This window comes from Radicibacter daui (assembly GCA_030657355.1).
Taxonomy (GTDB): Bacteria; Pseudomonadota; Alphaproteobacteria; order Radicibacterales; family Radicibacteraceae; genus Radicibacter; species Radicibacter daui.
Map to the genome: position 1 here is coordinate 1,901,032 of CP131056.1, position 17,960 is coordinate 1,918,991.

The 17,960-nt window shown below is 65.7% G+C and carries 18 protein-coding genes; 12 read left to right on the forward strand and 6 right to left on the reverse strand.

Going from position 1 to position 17,960, the window contains the following annotated elements:
• Positions 1–75 precede the first annotated feature (75 nt).
• The 8 genes from QTL98_RS08920 to QTL98_RS08955 are packed head-to-tail and all read left to right on the forward strand — an operon-like array spanning position 76 to position 9,491.
• Entirely contained in the window at positions 76–1,476 is a 1,401-nt protein-coding gene (locus QTL98_RS08920) for a type III PLP-dependent enzyme domain-containing protein (RefSeq protein WP_445681868.1), read from the forward strand.
• Positions 1,476–2,516, forward strand: coding sequence for a PLP-dependent cysteine synthase family protein (locus tag QTL98_RS08925; RefSeq protein ID WP_445681869.1), 1,041 nt, complete (start codon positions 1,476–1,478; stop codon positions 2,514–2,516). Before QTL98_RS08920 ends, QTL98_RS08925 begins: the two co-directional genes overlap by 1 nt.
• The gene (locus QTL98_RS08930; protein WP_445681870.1) at positions 2,513–2,962 is read left to right on the forward strand and encodes a ParB N-terminal domain-containing protein; all 450 of its coding nucleotides are present in this window, start codon (positions 2,513–2,515) and stop codon (positions 2,960–2,962) included. Before QTL98_RS08925 ends, QTL98_RS08930 begins: the two co-directional genes overlap by 4 nt.
• Positions 2,959–4,128 (forward strand): NAD/NADP octopine/nopaline dehydrogenase family protein, encoded by a 1,170-nt coding sequence (locus QTL98_RS08935; protein ID WP_445681871.1) that lies wholly within the window; start codon positions 2,959–2,961, stop codon positions 4,126–4,128. The genes QTL98_RS08930 and QTL98_RS08935 overlap by 4 nt, the downstream gene beginning before the upstream one ends.
• Positions 4,125–6,032, forward strand: coding sequence for an IucA/IucC family protein (locus QTL98_RS08940; RefSeq protein ID WP_445681872.1), 1,908 nt, complete (start codon positions 4,125–4,127; stop codon positions 6,030–6,032). Before QTL98_RS08935 ends, QTL98_RS08940 begins: the two co-directional genes overlap by 4 nt.
• The gene (locus QTL98_RS08945; protein ID WP_445681873.1) at positions 6,029–7,291 is read left to right on the forward strand and encodes an MFS transporter; all 1,263 of its coding nucleotides are present in this window, start codon (positions 6,029–6,031) and stop codon (positions 7,289–7,291) included. Before QTL98_RS08940 ends, QTL98_RS08945 begins: the two co-directional genes overlap by 4 nt.
• Positions 7,288–8,421 carry an ABC transporter substrate-binding protein gene (locus tag QTL98_RS08950; protein WP_445681874.1) on the forward strand — a complete coding sequence of 378 codons (1,134 nt, stop codon included), beginning with the start codon at positions 7,288–7,290 and terminating at the stop codon, positions 8,419–8,421. The genes QTL98_RS08945 and QTL98_RS08950 overlap by 4 nt, the downstream gene beginning before the upstream one ends.
• Positions 8,418–9,491 (forward strand): FecCD family ABC transporter permease, encoded by a 1,074-nt coding sequence (locus QTL98_RS08955; protein WP_445681875.1) that lies wholly within the window; start codon positions 8,418–8,420, stop codon positions 9,489–9,491. The genes QTL98_RS08950 and QTL98_RS08955 overlap by 4 nt, the downstream gene beginning before the upstream one ends.
• Positions 9,492–9,631: 140 nt before the next feature.
• Here QTL98_RS08955 and QTL98_RS08960 read toward each other — a convergent pair whose 3' ends face one another.
• Positions 9,632–10,228 carry a LysE family translocator gene (locus tag QTL98_RS08960; protein ID WP_445681876.1) on the reverse strand — a complete coding sequence of 199 codons (597 nt, stop codon included), beginning with the start codon at positions 10,226–10,228 and terminating at the stop codon, positions 9,632–9,634.
• Positions 10,229–10,334: 106 nt separating this feature from the next.
• Between QTL98_RS08960 and QTL98_RS08965 the strand changes: the two genes are divergently transcribed.
• Positions 10,335–11,240 carry a LysR family transcriptional regulator gene (locus QTL98_RS08965; RefSeq protein WP_445681877.1) on the forward strand — a complete coding sequence of 302 codons (906 nt, stop codon included), beginning with the start codon at positions 10,335–10,337 and terminating at the stop codon, positions 11,238–11,240.
• A 3-nt stretch (positions 11,241–11,243) separates the two neighbouring features.
• Here the strand turns inward: QTL98_RS08965 and arsB are convergent, their stop codons facing one another.
• Genes arsB through QTL98_RS08980 form a run of 3 tightly spaced genes read right to left on the reverse strand, consistent with a single transcriptional unit; the run spans position 11,244 to position 13,477 of the window.
• On the reverse strand, positions 11,244–12,284 hold the full coding sequence (gene arsB, locus QTL98_RS08970; protein WP_445681878.1) for an ACR3 family arsenite efflux transporter: 1,041 nt from the start codon (positions 12,282–12,284) through the stop codon (positions 11,244–11,246).
• 6 nt (positions 12,285–12,290) lie between these two features.
• A complete protein-coding gene (arsN2, locus tag QTL98_RS08975) occupies positions 12,291–13,118 on the reverse strand; it encodes an arsenic resistance N-acetyltransferase ArsN2 (protein ID WP_445681879.1) in 828 nt (275 codons plus the stop codon).
• Entirely contained in the window at positions 13,115–13,477 is a 363-nt protein-coding gene (locus QTL98_RS08980; protein ID WP_445681880.1) for an ArsR/SmtB family transcription factor, read from the reverse strand. The genes arsN2 and QTL98_RS08980 overlap by 4 nt, the downstream gene beginning before the upstream one ends.
• Positions 13,478–13,524: 47 nt before the next feature.
• Between QTL98_RS08980 and QTL98_RS08985 the strand changes: the two genes are divergently transcribed.
• Positions 13,525–14,064, forward strand: coding sequence for a DUF6428 family protein (locus QTL98_RS08985; protein WP_445681881.1), 540 nt, complete (start codon positions 13,525–13,527; stop codon positions 14,062–14,064).
• A 141-nt stretch (positions 14,065–14,205) separates the two neighbouring features.
• On the opposite strand, the gene rpmF is transcribed toward QTL98_RS08985, so the two are convergent.
• Both rpmF and QTL98_RS08995 read right to left on the reverse strand, forming a co-directional pair.
• Complete coding sequence (rpmF, locus tag QTL98_RS08990; protein WP_445681882.1) at positions 14,206–14,385, reverse strand: 50S ribosomal protein L32; 180 nt, start codon at positions 14,383–14,385, stop codon at positions 14,206–14,208.
• A gap of 185 nt (positions 14,386–14,570) precedes the next feature.
• The gene (locus tag QTL98_RS08995; protein ID WP_445681883.1) at positions 14,571–15,164 is read right to left on the reverse strand and encodes a nitroreductase family protein; all 594 of its coding nucleotides are present in this window, start codon (positions 15,162–15,164) and stop codon (positions 14,571–14,573) included.
• Between the two features lie 245 nt (positions 15,165–15,409).
• Between QTL98_RS08995 and QTL98_RS09000 the strand changes: the two genes are divergently transcribed.
• Together QTL98_RS09000 and pgi are read left to right on the forward strand one after the other, a co-directional pair.
• Complete coding sequence (locus QTL98_RS09000) at positions 15,410–16,186, forward strand: methyltransferase domain-containing protein (RefSeq protein WP_445681884.1); 777 nt, start codon at positions 15,410–15,412, stop codon at positions 16,184–16,186.
• A gap of 112 nt (positions 16,187–16,298) precedes the next feature.
• Positions 16,299–17,945 (forward strand): glucose-6-phosphate isomerase, encoded by a 1,647-nt coding sequence (pgi, locus tag QTL98_RS09005; RefSeq protein ID WP_445681885.1) that lies wholly within the window; start codon positions 16,299–16,301, stop codon positions 17,943–17,945.
• Positions 17,946–17,960 lie beyond the last annotated feature (15 nt).

Consider the following 17,960-nt stretch of genomic DNA (forward strand, 5'->3'; position numbering starts at 1 on the left):
GTTGGCCTCCGCCTGCCGCCGTCCCCGGGCCGGCCCGTCAACCATCACTGTCGACGGTACTGCGAGGCAGAGCAGATGGCACTTACGTCCAGAGTTCCGCAGATCGCAGCAGGGCATGATGAGCCCGCCTTGCTGCCTGCCATTCTCGATCCGGCGATCCGGCAACTGGTGGAGCAGTATCCGGAGCGGCTGCACGACTGGTGCAGCCGGTTCGGCTCCCCGCTCAATATCGTGCTGCCGTGGCTGCTTGACCGGAATCTGCAGCGGCTTGCCGCCGTGCTGGAACGGCACCGGGTCGATTGCCGGATTTTTTATGCCGCCAAGGTCAACAAATCCCGCGCCCTGGTAAAGGCCGCGGTCGAGGCCGGGCTCGGGGTGGATGTCTCCAGCCGGTTCGAGCTCAGGGATGCGCTGGAGGCCGGTTGCCCCGGCCACGCCATCTGTGCCTCTGGCCCGGCCAGGACCGGGCCTTTCTACCGCGAACTGGCCGAGGCGGACGCCCTGGTTTCCATCGATTCCGGCGAGGAGCTTGCCGAACTTGCCGAATGGGCTGCTCGCCAGCCATCCGGTCGCCGGCTGCGCATCCTGCTGCGGTTTCGCCCTTCCGCGGCGACAACCAGCCGGTTTGGCATCCCGGCAAGCCAGATGCCGGCCTGTCTTGCGATGGTTGCGGCGGCGCCGGAGGCTTTTGCCTTCGAGGGCTTTCATTTCCATCTCGGCGGTTATGCCGCCGCCAGCCGTGTCGCGGCCCTGTGCGAGGTGGCGGTGTGGGTGCGCCGGGCACGGGCCATGGGCTTGCCCGTGTCGCTCATCGACATCGGCGGGGGGCTGCCGATCCGCTATGTGGAATCGCAGGCCTATGCGCAATTTCTCGAAAACCAGAGCGGCGCAGACTATCGCACCGGGCGGGTTCCGGCGTCTTTCTATCCCTATGGCGGCGGCATCGATGCCGCCGGGTGGCTGGAGGAGTTTCTGGCAGCCGCAGGGCCGGACGGCAAAACGGTTGCCGCCTATCTGCGCGCCGAGGCGCTGACGCTGGCACTGGAGCCCGGTCGCAGCCTTGCCGACCAGACGGCCTTCAGCCTGTTTCGTATCGCCCGGACCAAACTGCTGCCGGACGAGCAGCTCGTGCTCTTTGTGGAAGGCAGCAGTTTCAGCGCCTGCGAAACCTGGTTCGCTTCCGAATTTCTTGTCGACCCGGTGCTCGTGTCCAGAGCGCGGCCGGGCACGCCGCCGGCGCCGGCGCGGGCATGGATCGCCGGGCATAGCTGCCTTGATGACGACGTGCTGACCAACCGGCTCATCCCTTTTCCGGTGAGGCCGCGACAAGGCGACCTCATCCTCTTCGGCAATACCGCCGGGTACCAGATGGATCTCCTCGAAAACGAGTTCCACCGGGTGCCGATGCCGCGGCGGATTGCCCTCAGTGCCGATCTGGCAACTGCTCAACCTGATGACCTCGGGGGGACATCGTGATGATACAGGGCAAAGTTACTGATCTGATTGGCAATACACCGCTGCTCGAGCTTCCGGTGACAGCGCCGGGCGTGCGCCTGCTGCTCAAGATCGAGAAGAACAATCCCGGCGGCAGCATGAAGGACCGCATGGCCCGCAGCATGGTTGAGGCCGCAATCCGCGATGGCCGGCTCGCGCCGGGGGGCACCATCGTCGAATCCTCCTCCGGCAATACCGGCATCGGGCTTGCCATTGTGGCGGCGGAGATGGGCCTGCGCTTTATCGCGGTTGTCGATCACCATGCCGCGCCGGACAAGCTGGCGGTGATGAAGGCGCTGGGCGCGGAACTGCGCTTCGTCGAAGGCGTCTATGCAGAAGATGAAGTGGCCGTCGTGGAGCGCCAGCATATGGCGGCGCGGCTTGCGCGGGAGATCCCTGGCGCCGTGTTCATGAACCAGTCCGACAATCCGGCCAATCCTGCCGGTTATCGCGGGCTGGTGGACGAACTGGTGGCGCAGACCGGGGGTCGCATCGACGTCTTTTGCGGTTGCACCGGAACCGGCGGCTCGATGACCGGCATTGCCACCGGCCTCAAGCGCTACAATCCGGACATCCTGACCATCGGTGTGGAGCCCAAGGGCTCCATCATCTTCGGTCAGCCCGGCCATCCCTATTACCAGTCCGGCACCGGTACGCCGAAGGGCGACGAGGTGGGGCTGGTGCTGGGGTATGACGTAATCGATATCGGCACGCAGGTGGGCGATGCCGAAGCCTTCGAGACGGCCCGCTATCTGGCGCGTCACACCGGCCTGCTGATCGGCGGCTCCACCGGCGGAGCGCTCTATACCGCGCTGGAACACATCCATAGTGGCCGGATCCGGGGCACCGTGGTGTGCACCGTTGCCGATGGCGGCGAGAAATATCTGCACACCGTTTTTGACGAGGCCTGGCTTGCCAAACGCGGCTTGCTGGATGCCGGGGTATGGCGCCGGCTTGACCAGTGGCTGCCGCTGCGCCGGCCCTTCCTTGCCCCGGCGCCCCAGCTCGAAGGGGCGGCATGATGCCGGCCGCAGCAGCGGCCGAAGGCGTGGTGTTCCTCGATCCCTGGCGGCTGCGCCGCCACGAAGAACATGATGCCGGCCATGCCCGGGCCCTTCGCGAGCGCATGCTGGCCGAAGGGCGCTGGACGGTTCCCCTCATCGTGGAGCGGGATGAACTGATCGTCATGGACGGTCATCACCGGCTGTCGGCAGCGCGGGAGGCGGGGTTCAGCCTCGTGCCCTGCCTGCTGGCAGGTTACGACACCGTAGGTGTCGTCTCCCGGCGGCCGGAGATCGCGGTCTCTCCCCGGGATATCCGGGAGCGTGCCCGCTGCGGGCGGCTCTATCCGCCCAAGACCACGCGCCACATCCTGCCGCAGGAGCTTGCCGGCGGCTGTGACATCGGCCTGGAGAGGCTTTGCCGCCCGCGTGCGGCCGGCCTCTTGCCGATGGAGCCGGCGCGATGAGCGCGGCGGGGGAAGGCACGCTGCGCGTGGCCATCTGCGGCGGCGGCCGCACGGGCCATCTCAACGCGGTGCTCTTTGGCCAGCAGCCGGATGTGGAAGTCCGGATGCTGACCGGGAATGAGGGGCTGGTCGAGCGTCACCGGCAGGGCGGGGTTATCCGCGCCCTGTTGCCGGATGGCTCGGAACTGGCGGCCCGGCCAGCCGGGGTTGGCAGTGATCCGGCGATGATCGTCGGGGATGCCGACATCGTGCTCATTACCCAGCCGGCCAATGCCCGGCTGGAGGTGCTGCGCCAGATAGCGCCGCATCTGGCAACGGACAAGCCCGTCTTCGTCGGCGCCATTCCCGGTTTTTGCGGTTTTGACTGGCTGGCCGAGCATGTGCTGGGCGGGCGGGACAATGTCGTGATCTGGGGCATGAAGGATGTGCCGCACACGGCCTTCGAACTGGTGCCGGGGCGCAGCATCCGCATGGGTGGGGCCAAGAGCCTCTTGCATGTAGCAACGCACGACCGGCAAAGCGCGCAGGCCGGACGGCAATTGCAGGGGCATCTGGCCCGGCTCTATGAGGCGCCGGTCGAGCTTCTGAAGAGCTATCTGGAGATCACGCTGACGCCGGGCAACCCGATCATGCACAGCTCGGTGATCTACGGGCTTATCGGCCCCTACGGGCAATGGAGCGGCCGGGCCTTCACCGATCCCCTGTGCTGGTGGTCGGACTGTCCGGAGATCGGGGCCTATTTTCTTGAGCGCTGCGATGCCGAAAGCCAGGCGCTGTGCAAAAGCATCGAGGACCGGCTGAAGGTCGACCTTTCCTCCGTCCGTCCGCTCAAGGACGAGATTGTGGATGCCTATGGCGACCAGATTGCCGATCCCCACACCATGCTCTCGGTGTTGCGGACCAACCGTGCCTATGCCGGCATCCGGGCACCGCTGGTGGAGGCCGAAAAGCCGGGGCGGCTGGTGATGGACCGCTCCAGCCGGGCCTTCCAGGAGGACATCGCCTTCGGCCTTGCCCTTCTGGTGGAAATGGGGCGCCGCATGGCGGTTTCCCTTCCGCATATCGAAGAAATCTTTGCCTGGAGCGTCGCCTATATGGGCGGCCTCAAAGCCTCGTCGCTGGATTATTTCCCGGCGCACTGGCCTGTCGAGGAAAGCTGGTCATGAACAACAGTTCTCTTGCAAAACCCGTCCGCAGTGACGAGGCCGTCTTCTCGCCTTCCAGCGATCTTGCGGTGCGCGCGCAGAAAAATGCGCTCTACCGGCTGATCCGCTGCCTGTTCGCCGAGGGCATTCTCGACCCCGCGCTGCTGTCGCCGGCCGATGATGGCAGCGGCGTGCTGTTTCCCGTGCGCGAACCCCGCAGCATGCTGTGGTTCGAGCGGCTGGAACGGGCGCCGGCAAATACCCTGATCAACCGGGGAGCCATCGCGCTGCTTCAGGGCGATGGCCAGCGCCGCCTGATCGACACGGCGGATGCGCTGCTCGACGTCCTGCTGCCGTCCTTCGATTTTGTGCCGGCCGATGCCGGGGCGGAGAAGCTCAAGGCCGATATCGCCAGCAGCATCGCCAACGACATGCTCGCGCGCCGTTTCCGCGAAAGCTGGGATGGTGCGCTGCGCGAGGAGATTGCCGCAGCCGGGGCCGGCGGGCTTTGCGACTACATGCGCCGGCGCCATGGCATCCGCCAGGCGGCGATTTTGCTCGACCAGTGGGGATCGCTGGAAGGGCACCCCTTCTATCCGACCTGGAAGACGAAACCTTCCTTGAGCGAGGAGGAGGTGACGGCGCTGTCGCCGGAATTTGCGGCCGTGGTGCCCGTCCGTATCGCGGCGCTGCGCAAGGAGATGGCGCATGTGGAGCGCATGCCGCACATCGCCGATGCCCGGCAATGGTTTGCCGCCCATTATCCCGAAACCGCCCGGTCATGGGCGACCGGCCTTGCGGCGCGCGGGCTCCAGGTGGCGGACTGGCTGCCGCTGCCCATCCATGGCTGGCACCTTGAACACCATGTGCGCCAGCACTTTGCCCCGGAAATCGAGCAGGGAATTCTGCTCCTCGACGGGCCGGACATTGCCACCCGCCCCAGCATGTCCTTCCGCACCATGTTACCGGACGGGGAGGAGGGCGGCCCCTTCATCAAGCTTCCGGTCGCCATCTGGCTCACCAGCGAGCAGCGCAGCCTGCAGGCCAAATCCATTCATATGGGTCCGCGCATCAGCACGGTCATCAGCGATATTCTGGCGGACGAACAGGGGTTCGGCGGCTCGCTGGAGATCTTCACCGAAGATCTCGGCATTCATTTCAAACATGCCGAACGGCAGGATGATGCCGAGGGAAAACATCTTTCCGTCCTGTTCCGGGCGACCGGGGGGCGGCTGGAGCGTGAGGACGGGTTGCTGCCGGTTACCGTGGCGGCGCTGCTGGCCCGCGCGCCCTCCGGCGACGGGCCGCTCATCAGTGAACTGGTGGATGGTGGCAGCGGCATGGCGACGGCCGCAGCGGTAGTCGCCTTTTTCCGCATGTATGCACGGGCCGTCATTCATCCGGCGGTGCAGATCTACCTGCTCTATGGCATCGCGCTGGAAGCGCACCAGCAAAACACCTCCATCCTCTTCGACCGAGAAGGGCGGCCGGTGCGCATGCTGATCCGCGATTTTGGCGACGGGCGAACCTATGCCCCGCTGCTGCGTGCCCGCGGCCACGACCTCCGGCCCTATGTCTACAAGGGCATTCTGCCGACGGTGTTCGAGGACGATATCGAACCGGTCCGGTCCTTCGTGATCGATGCCTGCTTCGTGTGCCATCTGCACGAAGTGGCGCTGGCGCTTACCCGTCATTACGGCCTTGCCGGCGACATCCTGTGGCGGGTGATGGGGGAGGAGACGGAGCGCGCCTTCGCCGCTGCCCGGCCCCGCATGGCGGACGCGCGGCTCTGGCACGCGGAACGTCATCATTTCCTTGGCGAAGGCTGGAGCACGCGCTCGGTGCTACGCATGCATTTGCAGAAATATTCCAACTACCGGCTGCAGCATCAGTTGCCCAACCCGATGGGCATGGCCGGCGCATGATATCCCAGGGTCTGGATGCCGGTGCCGTGCGCCGGAAGATACATCTGCTGTTTGCCATCCAGCTGGTGTCGATGGGCGCAATGGAGATGAGCGGGCCGTTCTGGCCCGTTCATTTGCGCTCCCTTGCCGCATCGGATGAGCTCTTCGCCTTCGCCAGCACGGCGGTTTATGTCGGCCCCATGCTGGGGGTGATGCTGACCAGCAGTTTCTGGGGGCGGGTGGGGGACCGGTTCGGCCATCGGGCGATGATGATCCGCGCCCTGCTGGGGCTGGCGCTCACCCAGTTCGCGCTCGCCTGGTCGGCGGATGTCTGGCTCATCCTGCTGCTGCGCTTCGTGCAGGGGGCCTGCGCCGGTTATATCGCCCCGGCCCAGGCCTATGGCGTCGCCATCGAGGCGCCGGAGCGGCGGGCGCGGCTGTTTGCCTATCTGCAGGCCTCCACCAATCTGGGTTCGCTGGGCGGGGCGCTGCTGGGAGGCATCATCCTCGACCATGGTGCCTTCCTGTGGATCAACCTTGCCGCGGCGGCCCTTTGCGCTGTCTCGGCGCTGGCGGTCTGGCGGCTGTTGCCGCCGCTGGCGCCCGGCCGGTCTGGGACCGTTCCCCTTCGGCGTGAGGAGGAGCGGAAACAGGCGGCAGGAGCCGGGGCCGGGGGCACCCTTTCGGCCGTACTGCCGTTGCTGGCTATTCTCGGCACGCTGCTGCTGGCGCGCATGGTCACGCAATCGCCCTTCTCGCTTTATGTGCTCACGGTCTTCCGGTCCCCCAACTGGGTGACGGGCCTGTGTTACGGGCTGGTCGCGCTGGGCGTTGTCGTCTCCGCCCGCTGGTGGGCGATCCATTTCGAGGGGCGCTCGCGCGGCGAGATGCTGGGCCGGATGGGGCTGGTCATCGCGGCCTGTGCGGCAGTGACCCTGCTTGCCGCCATTACCCGCTCGGTCGTGGTCTTCACCGCGCTCTATTTCCTGTGGGGCCTGCTGCTGGGAGCGACGACCCCGGTGCTGACCGGCCTCGTCTCGCGCGCAGCGGGTGAGGGGCGGCAAGGCCAGGTGCTGGGGCTGGCGCAGGCAACCTCGCAGTTCGCCTCCATCGCCGGCATCGCCCTTGGCGGCTGGTTTGCCCAGGCCGCCGGACTTTCAAAAACCTATTTCCTCGTCGCCTTCGTCTATGTGCTGGCACTGGTCCTCACCCTCATGGTGCGGGCCGGAAGCGGGCGCCGGGCGGCGGCCATCGATCCCCTGGAAAGCCATAAATCATGAAGAAACTGCTTCTGGCGGCGCTGTGCCTTGCCATGACCGTTCTGGGCGCCGGCATGGCCCCAGCCGCAAGCCGCATTACCGTGACGGACATCGCCGGCAGGCCGGTGGAGGTGAGCGTGCCGATCCAGCGCGCGGTGCTGGGAGAGGGGCGCCAGCTCTATATCATCGCCGCGCTTGACCGCGAGAACCCGGCAGGGCGCATCGCCGGCTGGCGCAATGACCTGATCGAGGCGGACCCGGCCACCTACAAGGCCTATCTGGCAAGGTTCCCGGCCCTTGGCGCCATTCCGGCCTTCTCCGGCCTTGAGCAAAGCCTCATCGATATCGAGACCACCATCGCCCAGAAGCCCGATGTGGTGTTTCTCAATCTGGAGACCCAGAAGGCGGTTGAGGAAGCGAGCTATATCGAGAAGCTCGGCGCTATCGGCATTCCGGTGATTTATATCGATTTCCGCCATGACCCGGAAAAGAACACCGAGCCCTCCATCCGCCTGTTCGGCACCCTGTTTGACTGGCAGGAACGGGCAGAGGCGCTGATTGCTTTCCGTGCGCAGCAGATCGCCCGGGTGACGGACAGGCTGGCGGCGGCACAACCCCCGCGCCCGCGTGTCTTCATCGAGCGGGCGGCCGGGTTTTATGACGATTGCTGCTATTCCTTCGGCCGCGGCAATTTCGGCGCCATGGTGGAGCAGGCGGGCGGCGAGAATATCGCGGCATCGCTGATCCCGGGCACCTTCGGGCAGATCAATCCCGAGCAGGTGCTGGTGGCCGATCCCCAGCAGGTGATCGTGACCAGTGCCATGTGGGAAGCCTATGTGCCCGGCGGGCGCTGGGTGCCGGTTGGTCCGGGCGCGGATGCGGCAGAGGTGCAGCGCAAGCTCGCCTTTTACCCGACACGCCCCGCCTATCAGGGTATCGCGGCGCAGAAGCCGGGCGGCTTTCATGCCGTGTGGCACCAGTTCTACAACAGCCCCTACCAGTTCGTGGCGATCCAGCAGCTTGCCAAATGGTTTCACCCCGATCTCTTTGCCGATCTCGATCCGGGCGAGACGTTCCGCGAGCTGCATGAACGTTTCCTGCCCATCGGCTATCAGCCGGGTTATTTCGCCACGCTGGGCGCGGCGCCATGAGCGCAGGATCTTCGGATGTAAAAACGGGAGTTCAGGGCGGGCAATTGCGCTACCGAGCCATCGTGCGCCGGCGCCTTTTGCTGCTCATGGGGCTGGGCATCGCGCTGTTTTTCAGCCTGTGCCTCGACCTGTCGCTGGGGCCGGCGCGCTACAGCGTGGGGGAGGTGATCACGGCGTTGCTGCGCCCGGCGGAGGTGCCGAAGCAGCTCTCGGTGGTCATCTGGCAAATACGCCTGCCGGTAGCGGCGATGGCGGTTGTGGTGGGGGCGGCGCTCTCCATCGCCGGCGCGCAGATGCAGACCATCCTCAACAATCCGCTCGCCAGCCCCTTCACGCTCGGCATCTCCGCTGCCGCCAGTTTCGGTGCGGCGCTGGTGCTGGCCTTTGGCGTCACGCTGATCCCGGTTGCCACCGAAATCATGGTGCCGGTCAACGCCTTCCTGATGGCGATGCTGGTGAGCCTTCTTATCCATGCGGTGAGCCTCAGGCGCGGTACCAGTGTGCAGACCATCGTGCTGCTGGGCATCGCCATGGTGTTCAGCTTCAACGCGCTGCTGGCGCTGGTGCAGTTTCTCGCATCATCGGAGGCGCTCAGTGCCGTCGTGTTCTGGACCATGGGCAGCCTCACCAAGGCGACCTGGCCGAAAGTCTTCGTCACGGCGGGCTTGCTGCTTGCTATCCTGCCGCTCTTTGCTCGCCGGGCCTGGGCACTGACGGCGATGCGGCTTGGCGATGACAAGGCGATGAGCTTTGGCATCAAGGTAGGGCGGTTGCGGCTGGAGACGCTCGCGCTGGTCAGCCTGCTGGCGGCAATCCCCGTCGCTTTTGTCGGCACGATCGGGTTTGTCGGGCTGGTGGGGCCGCACATCGCGCGGCTGATGATCGGTGAGGATCAGCGCTTTTTCCTGCCGGCCTCGGCGCTTGCCGGGGCACTGCTGCTCTCGGTCAGCTCCGTTGCCAGCAAGATGATCCTGCCGGGCGCCATCCTGCCCATCGGCATCGTGACATCGCTGGTGGGGATACCGTTTTTTGTCTCGCTGGTGCTCTCCAATTCCAGCCGCAACTGGTAGCGGCGGCGGATTGCGGACAAAAAAATGCGGAAGCCCTTGAGGGGGGAAGGGCTTCCGCTTTGAAGAGTCTCACAGGGAACAAGCAATCGAGAATGCACTCTGCAGAAATAACGCCGGGACTGCCGGTTGGTTCCCGCCGCTCACGGCAGCCAGAGCGGCGCGATGGTGGTGGCAAGGGCAAGGCCGAGGGTGATGTTGAAAGCCCGCCAGTGCCAGCCTTGTCTCAGGCGCTTTGAAAGCCACTGGCCGGCAAGGCACCAGAGCGACATGGCGCTGAGCGCCGCGACGAAGAACACTGGCCCGAACAGCAGGGCGAGGCCGCCGGGGCTGGCCGAAAGGCCGGCGAAGGTGGCAGCGGCGCCAAGCGCGATCGCCCAGCCCTTGGGGTTATGGCACTGCATCCAGAGGCCGCTGAAGAAATGCTGTGGCCGTGTCATGGAGCGGGAGAGGTGGGGTGGGCCGCTGCGGGCGATGCGCAGGGCGAGCCACAGCAGATAGGCCGTACCGGCAATCTTCATATAAAGCTGCAAGGTGGGCGCCGCCATCAGCATGCCGGCCAGCCCGCCGGCGGCAGCCGCCGTCATAGCGCCAAGGCCAATGGCAATGCCCGTCATCACCGGCAGCGAGCGCCGGTAGCCGAAATGCGCGCCGGAGGCGGTGGCCAGCATGTTGGCGCCGCCGGGCGTAAAGCAGGTGACGACGGTAAAGAGCGCGAAAGAAAGCAGGGTCTCGACCATCTGGTGTCTCCGGCAGGATTTTTTCAAACGGGTGGTTGCCGGAGAGTGGGCCGGGGCTTGGCATTATCAAAGCAAATGGTCATGATATCTGACATTAGGAATGTTAATGTTAGTGGCCATGCGCAGCCTCGATATCGATCTTATCCGCACCTTCGTGACGGTTGCCGACCGGGCCAGCATGACGGAAGCGGCACGCCAGCGGCATCTGACGCAGAGCGCGGTCAGCCAGCAGGTGGCGCGGCTGGAAGCGCAGCTTGGCCGGCAGCTGTTCGTGCGGGCGCGCGGCGGGCTCAGCCTGACGGCGGCGGGTGCGCAGATGCTGGCCAAGGCGCGCCAGCTGTTGCAGCTCAACGACCAGATCTGGGACGAGATGACCGGGCGGCGCATCGAAGGGCCGCTGAGGCTCGGCGTGCCTTATGACCTTGTGGGGGCCACGCTGACGCCGGCGCTCAAATCCTTTGCCGAGGCGCATCCGGCCGTCGAGCTGTCGCTGTTCTGCCGGGCTTCCCCGCAGCTGCTGGTGGCGCTGGCCGAAGGGGCGGTGGATATCGCGCTGGTGGAAGAGCTGCCTTCGGCCGCCGGTGGCGGCGAGTGCCTGCGTATCGAGCCGCTGGTGTGGGTGGGGGCGCGCGGGGGCAGTGCCTGGCGCAAACGCCCGTTGCCGGTCTCGCTGGTGGCGGAGACCTGCGCCTTTCGCCCGGCCATTATCGGCGCACTTGGCGGCGCTTTGGGTGGGGCGCCAAGCGGCGCCGGCACCGAGTGGCGCACGGTGTTTGAAGGCGGAAATATCGAGGCGACGATGGCAACGGTGCGCTCGGACCTTGCGGTGTCGGCCTGGCTTGCCTCTACCGTGCCCACCGAGCTGCAAATATTGGGACAGGGGGAAGCGCTGCCCGAGCTGCCGCCCTTTGCCATCAACCTCTATCTGCCGAAGCAGAATGTGCTGCCGGCGGCAAAGGCCATGGCCGGACATATCCGCGAAAGCCTGATGCGCCCGGCCCTTGCTGCCTGAGGTTCAGGAGGTTCTGGCGGCGGCCCGGCGCTGGTACCAGCCGGCCGAGCCATTGACGATGCGCACAACCGACAACATTACCGGCACCTCGATCAGCACGCCGACGACGGTGGCAAGTGCCGCGCCGGAGTTAAAGCCGAAGAGGCTGATGGCGGCGGCGACGGCCAGCTCAAAGAAGTTGGAGGCGCCGATGAGGGCGGAGGGGCCGGCCACGCAATGTTCCTCTCCGGCGACCCGGTTCAGCAGATAGGCAAGGCCGGCATTGAAATAAACCTGGATGAGGATGGGTACGGCCAGCAGGGCGATGACCAGCGGCTGGGCCACAATCGCCTCCCCCTGAAAACCGAACAGCAGCACCAGCGTTGCCAGCAGCGAGGTGAGGGAGAGCGGCCCGAGACGTGTCAGCAGCCGGGAAAGGGCAGCCTCGCCGCCGCTTGCCAGCAGGTGCCGGCGCACAAGCTGCGCGATGATGACCGGGATGACGATATAGAGCACGACCGACAGCACCAGCGTGCCCCACGGCACGGTGATGGCCGAAAGCCCGAGCAGCAGGCCGACGATGGGCGCGAAGGCGATCACCATGATCACGTCATTGAGGGCCACCTGGCTCAGCGTGAAGTGCGGCTCCCCCTTCGTAAGGTTGGACCAGACGAAGACCATGGCGGTGCAGGGGGCGGCGGCAAGGATGATGAGGCCGGCAATGTAGCTGTCGATCTCGCCAGCCGGTAGCAGCGGGCGGAACAGCCAGCCGATGAACAACCAGCCGAGCAGTGCCATGGAGAAGGGCTTGACCGCCCAGTTGACGAAGAGCGTGACGCCGATGCCGCGCCAATGCTTGCCGACGGCGCCGAGGGCGGCGAAGTCGATCTTCAGCAGCATGGGGATGATCATGAGCCAGATGAGGACCGCGACCGGCAGATTGACGCGGGCGATTTCCGCCGCGCCGATGAGCTGGAAGGTACCGGGCAGCACATGGCCGAGCGCGATGCCGGCCACAATACAAAAGGCAACCCACAGGGTGAGATAACGCTCGAAGAAGGACATCGCGGATCAGAACCCCAGCTTGCGGGACATGAGGGTGGCGCTGGCCGGACACAAGGCGGCGGCCTGCCGGGTGGCGAGGATGGCGGCAGGGGCTTCCGCGCGGTCCTTCGGCTTGAAGCCGAGGGCAGTGAAGAAGGGAACGGCGCTTTGCGTCAGCAGCCAGCCCTGGCGGGCCCCGGCCCTGAAGGCGCGGTAGAGCAGCAGCGGCACGATGTTGCGGCCGATCTTCTGGCCACGCGCGGCCTGCGGCACCACGACGGAGCGCAGCAGCATGTCCTTGCCCGTGAGCTCAAAGCCGCCGTAACCGGCGAGTGCTCCTTCCAGCGTGTGGAAGGCAAAGAAGCTGCGGCCGGGCAGGGTCAGGTCATCGACCGGCAGGCCGGCTGCCGAGAGCGCGGCGGCGAGCCCCGGATCGCTCCCGTCGATGGCGATATCCTTGAGAAAGGGTGCACCTTCTTCCTTCAGCAGCGTGAGGGCCGGTATGCCCTCCAGCAAATCCAGCAACACGTCGGAGGGGCGGCACAGGGCGACCCCCTTCGGCGTGACCACAATCGGGCGGTTGATGAGGATGGGATGCGCGGCGATGGCGGCCAGCAACTCGGCCTCGCCAAGGGCGGGGTTGCCGAGACCTAGTTCCTCATAAGGCGTGCCCTTGCGGCGCAGGACATCCCGCAGCTCAAGGCCGGCGCGCCGCACCAGGTCCAGAAGCCCGGCGCCGGAAGGAGGCGTCTTCAGATATTCCACCACCATCGGTGCCGTGCCGGCGGCTTCCAGCAGGGCGAGGGTGTTGCGGGAAGTGCCGCAGGCGGGGTTGTGGAAGATGGTGACGGTCACGAACAGGCTCCTGTGACGCTCGGGCTGCAGCAGGTGGACAGGGTCTTGAAGGCCGGATCGCAGATGTCGGGGTGGCCCCCGCAGCAATCGCGCATCAGGAATTCGATGAGGCCGGAGAGGGCCGGATAGGCCGCGGCATAGAGGATGGAGCGCCCGTCGCGGCGGGAGGTGACGAGCCCGGCCTGTTCCAGATGGCTCAGATGGAAGGACATGCGCGAGGAGGAGGCGCCATCCATCGCATCGCCGATGGCGCCGGCCGGCAGACCCTCGGGCCCGGCGGTGACCAGCAACCGCACGATGCGCAGGCGGGTTTCCTGCGACAGCGCGGCGAAAGCGGCAAGGGCTTGCTTTTCGTCCATTGATATCTCAACATCTCAACAGTTGTTGAAATAAAGGATAGCCCATCATGTCAGTCAATGCCAGAGAGAATGCCGCCCTGGACGCCGGGGCGGTTGAGGTTGATTTCGGCGGGGATGCGTCGCTTGCGGCGCTGCTGGGGGCACTTGCGGCCCATGGCGACAAGGCGCTGGTGATCGACTATGGCGGGCGTACGGTGCGGCCCGGCTATCACATCACCGAGGTAAAGGCCGGTTCCTTCGTCACGCTGGATTGCGGCGGTAACCCCGATGCGTGGCAGGAAACGGTGCTGCAGGTGGAAGACCTGCCGGCGGAAGAAGGGCGGGCGCCGATGGGCGTCGCCAAATTCCGCGCCATTCTGGGCAAGGTGGCCGAGAAGGTGGCGCTGGCGCCGGAAGGCCGGCTGACCGTGGAGGTGGGGCCGCCGGATCAGCCAATGCAGGTTTATGATGTGGGGGCGCTGAGCGTTGCCGCCGGCGAGGCGCGGTTGAAGCTCATGGCGCGGGCGGCCATCTGCAAGCCGAGGCACCGAGCGGCCCTTGCCAGCGCGGTGCCGGCCTGCTGCGGCGCCGGGGCGGGGTGCTGCTAAGTCTCAGGCGTCTCCGGGCCCCGGCCCGGCAGGACGCAGAAAAACAAAATGCCCGCCATGGCCCATATCGGGCATGGCGGGCATTTTGGAACTGCCTCGTCGCGGCTGCCTAAGCGGAAGCTGCGCCAGGAGGCAGGGGTATCAGTCCTCGACCTTGAGGATCTGCTTGCCGCGATACTTGCCGGTCGTCAGGTCGATGTGATGACGACGGCGCAGCTCGCCGCTGTCCTTGTCTTCGATGTAGCCCGGAGCCTTCAGCGCGTCATGAGCGCGGCGCATGCCCTGCTTGGAGCGCGAGGTTTTAGCCTTAGGAACGGCCATTTCCTTGAACCTTCTCTCAAATTGCCTTGCCGACCACCGCGCCAGCCCGGTTGCCGGGGAATGAACCCTGAAGTCTCGCTGGGGAGATAGGCGGCGGAACATAGTCGCACTGCCCTTGTGAGGCAAGCGATAATTGTACCCGTTCGCGCTGATCTGCCCTGCTGTCAGGGCGGGGCTTCAATAACTCAGATGCCGTGCAGAGTCACGACTTCTTGCAAGGTCGGGCGCGGGCGCTCCTGCGGGGCTTCCGAACGCGAGCCGATATGGATGAAACCGAGCAGCGTGTCGTCCTCGCCATATCCCAGCGCCTTGCGCACCGAAGGCGAATAGGCCGGCCATTCGGTCAGCCACTGGGCGGCATATCCCAGGGCATGGGCGGCGATGATCATGTTCTGGCACACCGCGCCGCCGGACATCAGCTGCTCGAAATGCGGCACCTTGCCCTCTACCGGGGTGAGAGTGACCACGGCCACCAGCGGCGCGATCTGCACGCGCTGGCGCCAGAAATCCACCTTGCCGTCATCGGTGGCGGCCTCGGCCCCCTGGGGGGCCTCGCTGACAAAGGCACCGGCAAGGATATCGCCAAGACGCGCCCGCTCGGCGCCGGCGAAAATCTGGATACGCCAGGGGGCAAGCTTGCCATGATCGGGCACGCGGGTTGCCGCGCGCAGGATAAGCTCCAGTTCGGCCGCACCCGGCCCCGGCTCCACCATGGTGGCGGCAAGCGCCGAGCGGCGGGTGAGCAGCAGGTCGATCATGGGCTGGTTGACGGATGACATAGGCTGTCCCTGGTCGTGGAAATCTTGAAGCGAAGAGGCCGCCGGTGCGGGTTGCGGCGAGACTGGCGGTTTTGAGATTTGTTCGCAAGTGGGCGCGACCCGGCGCCCCGGCAGCCTGTGAGGCCCTTCACGAAGCTTGCAGGAAGGGGCCGGAACACCAGATCATTCTCTTAAATCGCCGGCGTCCGCAACCCGGGCCCGGCGAAGCACGGCCTCAAAGTGCCAGGACAACAGGGAGAGAAACGATGAGCTGGGATCCGGGAACCTATCTTGGTTTTGCCGACGAGAGGCTGCGGCCCGGCCTTGATCTCATGATGCATCTGCCGCCGGCCGAGGCGCGGCGCGTGGTCGATCTTGGCTGCGGCACCGGCTCGCTGACGGCGCGGCTCGCCCGGCGCCTGCCGGCGGCCCATGTGCTGGGGCTCGATAATTCGCCCACCATGCTGGCGCGGGCCAGGCGCGATGAGAGCGAACCCAATCTCGACTGGCAGGAAGGCGGCATTGCCGAATGGGCCGGGGAGCGGGACGCCCAGCCGGTGGACCTTATCTATAGCAACGCGGCGCTGCACTGGCTGCCGGACCATGCCGGGCTGTTTCCAAAGCTGGTGGCACGGCTGGTGCCCGGCGGCATTCTGGCGGTGCAGATGCCGCGCAACTTCGCCGCGCCCTCGCATCAGGCGCTTTATACGCTGGCCCGCACGCCGCGCTGGGCCAGCAAACTGAAGCTGGAGAGCGAGCCGGTCTCGGAGCCGGCTTTCTATCTGGATTTGCTGGAGCCTTATGGCGCGCTCGATCTGTGGGAGACGCATTACCAGCATGTGCTGCGCGGGCCGGATCCGGTCTTCAACTGGGTGTCGGGCACGACGCTGACGCCGGTAAAGGCCGCGCTGGATCCCGATGAATATGAGGCCTTCTGCGCCGACTATCGCGAGCTGCTGGCGAAGGCCTATCCGCCGCGCGCCAATGGCACCACGCTCTTTGCCTTCCGCCGGCTGTTCCTGATGCTGCGGGTGCCGCACTGAAAGCAGGATGCGGGCGGGGAGGCACTGAAAGCGCTTGCCCTTCGGCGCGTACTGGTTAGGCTCCGGCCGGATTTCCTTCTTTATTGTCCGCCCTTGCCGGAGTTCGCGAGCGATGTCGAGCCTTACCCAGTCCGCCGCCTGGAGCGCCCTTGCCAAACATCATGTCGCCGTGCGCGACACGCAGATGCGTGACCTGTTTGCGGCCGATGGCGAGCGTTTCAAGCGCTTTTCGCTGACAGTCGGCGGGCGGCTGCTGATCGACTATTCCAAGAACCGCATCACTGCAGAGACGATGGATCTGCTGCTGGGCCTTGCCCGTCAGGTGGGGCTGGAAGGCTGGCGCGAGCGCATGTTTGCCGGCGAGCCGATTAATGTCACGGAAGGGCGCGCCGTGCTGCATGTGGCGCTGCGCGACCGCTCCGACCGCGTGATCAAGGTGGATGGCGAGGATGTGAAGCCCGGCATCGCCCACGTGCTCGCCCGCATGAAGGCTTTTGCCACCGCGGTACGGAGCGGCGAGTGGAAGGGCTATACCGGCAAACCCATCAAGGCAGTGGTCAATATCGGCATCGGCGGCTCCGACCTTGGCCCGGTGATGGTCTATGAGGCGCTGAAACCCTTCAGCGACCGCGAGCTTGCCGTGCGCTTCGTCTCCAATGTCGACGGTACGCACATGGCGGAGACGCTGCGCGACCTCGACCCGGAGACGACGCTGTTCATCATCGCCTCCAAGACCTTCACCACCCAGGAAACCATGACCAATGCCGAGACGGCGCGGCTGTGGTTCCTCAATGCGGCGAAGGACAAGGCGGCGGTTGCCAGGCATTTCGTCGCGCTCTCCACCAACAGCAAGGCGGTCGGCGAGTTCGGCATTGCCGCCGATAACATGTTCGAGTTCTGGGACTGGGTTGGCGGGCGCTATAGCCTGTGGTCGGCCATCGGTCTGCCGATCATGATCGGCATCGGTCCGGATAATTTCGACCGTCTGCTCGATGGCGCCCATGCCATGGACGAGCATTTCCGCACCGCCCCGCTGGAAGCCAACGCTCCGGTACTGCTGGGCCTGCTCGGGGTCTGGTATGTCGATTTCTTCGGTGTGCGCAGCCAGGCCGTGCTGCCCTATGACCAGTATCTGCACCGGCTTGCCGCCTATCTGCAGCAGGCGGATATGGAATCGAATGGCAAATATGTCGGCCGCGACAACAAGCCGGTCGATTACGCCACTGGCCCGGTGCTGTTCGGCGAGCCGGGCACCAATGGCCAGCACAGCTTCTATCAGCTGATACACCAGGGCACCGAAGTCATCCCGTGCGATTTCATCGCGCCGGCCAAGACCCACAACCCGGTGCAGGGCGGCCTGCATCACCGCATCCTGCTCTCCAACGTCTTTGCCCAGGCCGAAGCGCTGATGACCGGCAAGAGCGCGGAGACGGTGCGCAAGGAGCTGGAAGGCAAGCTTTCCGGCGAGGCGCTGGAAGCCGCCATTCCGCACCGTGTCTTCCCAGGCAACCGCCCGTCCAACACGCTGCTGGTCGATGTGCTCGACCCTTATACGCTCGGCATGCTGGTTGCCCTTTATGAGCACAAGATCTTCGTGCAGGGCATTCTCTGGAATGTGAACAGCTACGACCAGTTCGGTGTCGAGCTGGGCAAGCAGCTGGCCAAGGCCATCCTGCCGGAGCTGGAAGGCGAGGGCGCGGTGACGAGCCATGACGGCTCCACCAACGGCCTCATCAACGCCTGGAAGGCGTGGCGCTGAGGCGCGTCAGAGTAC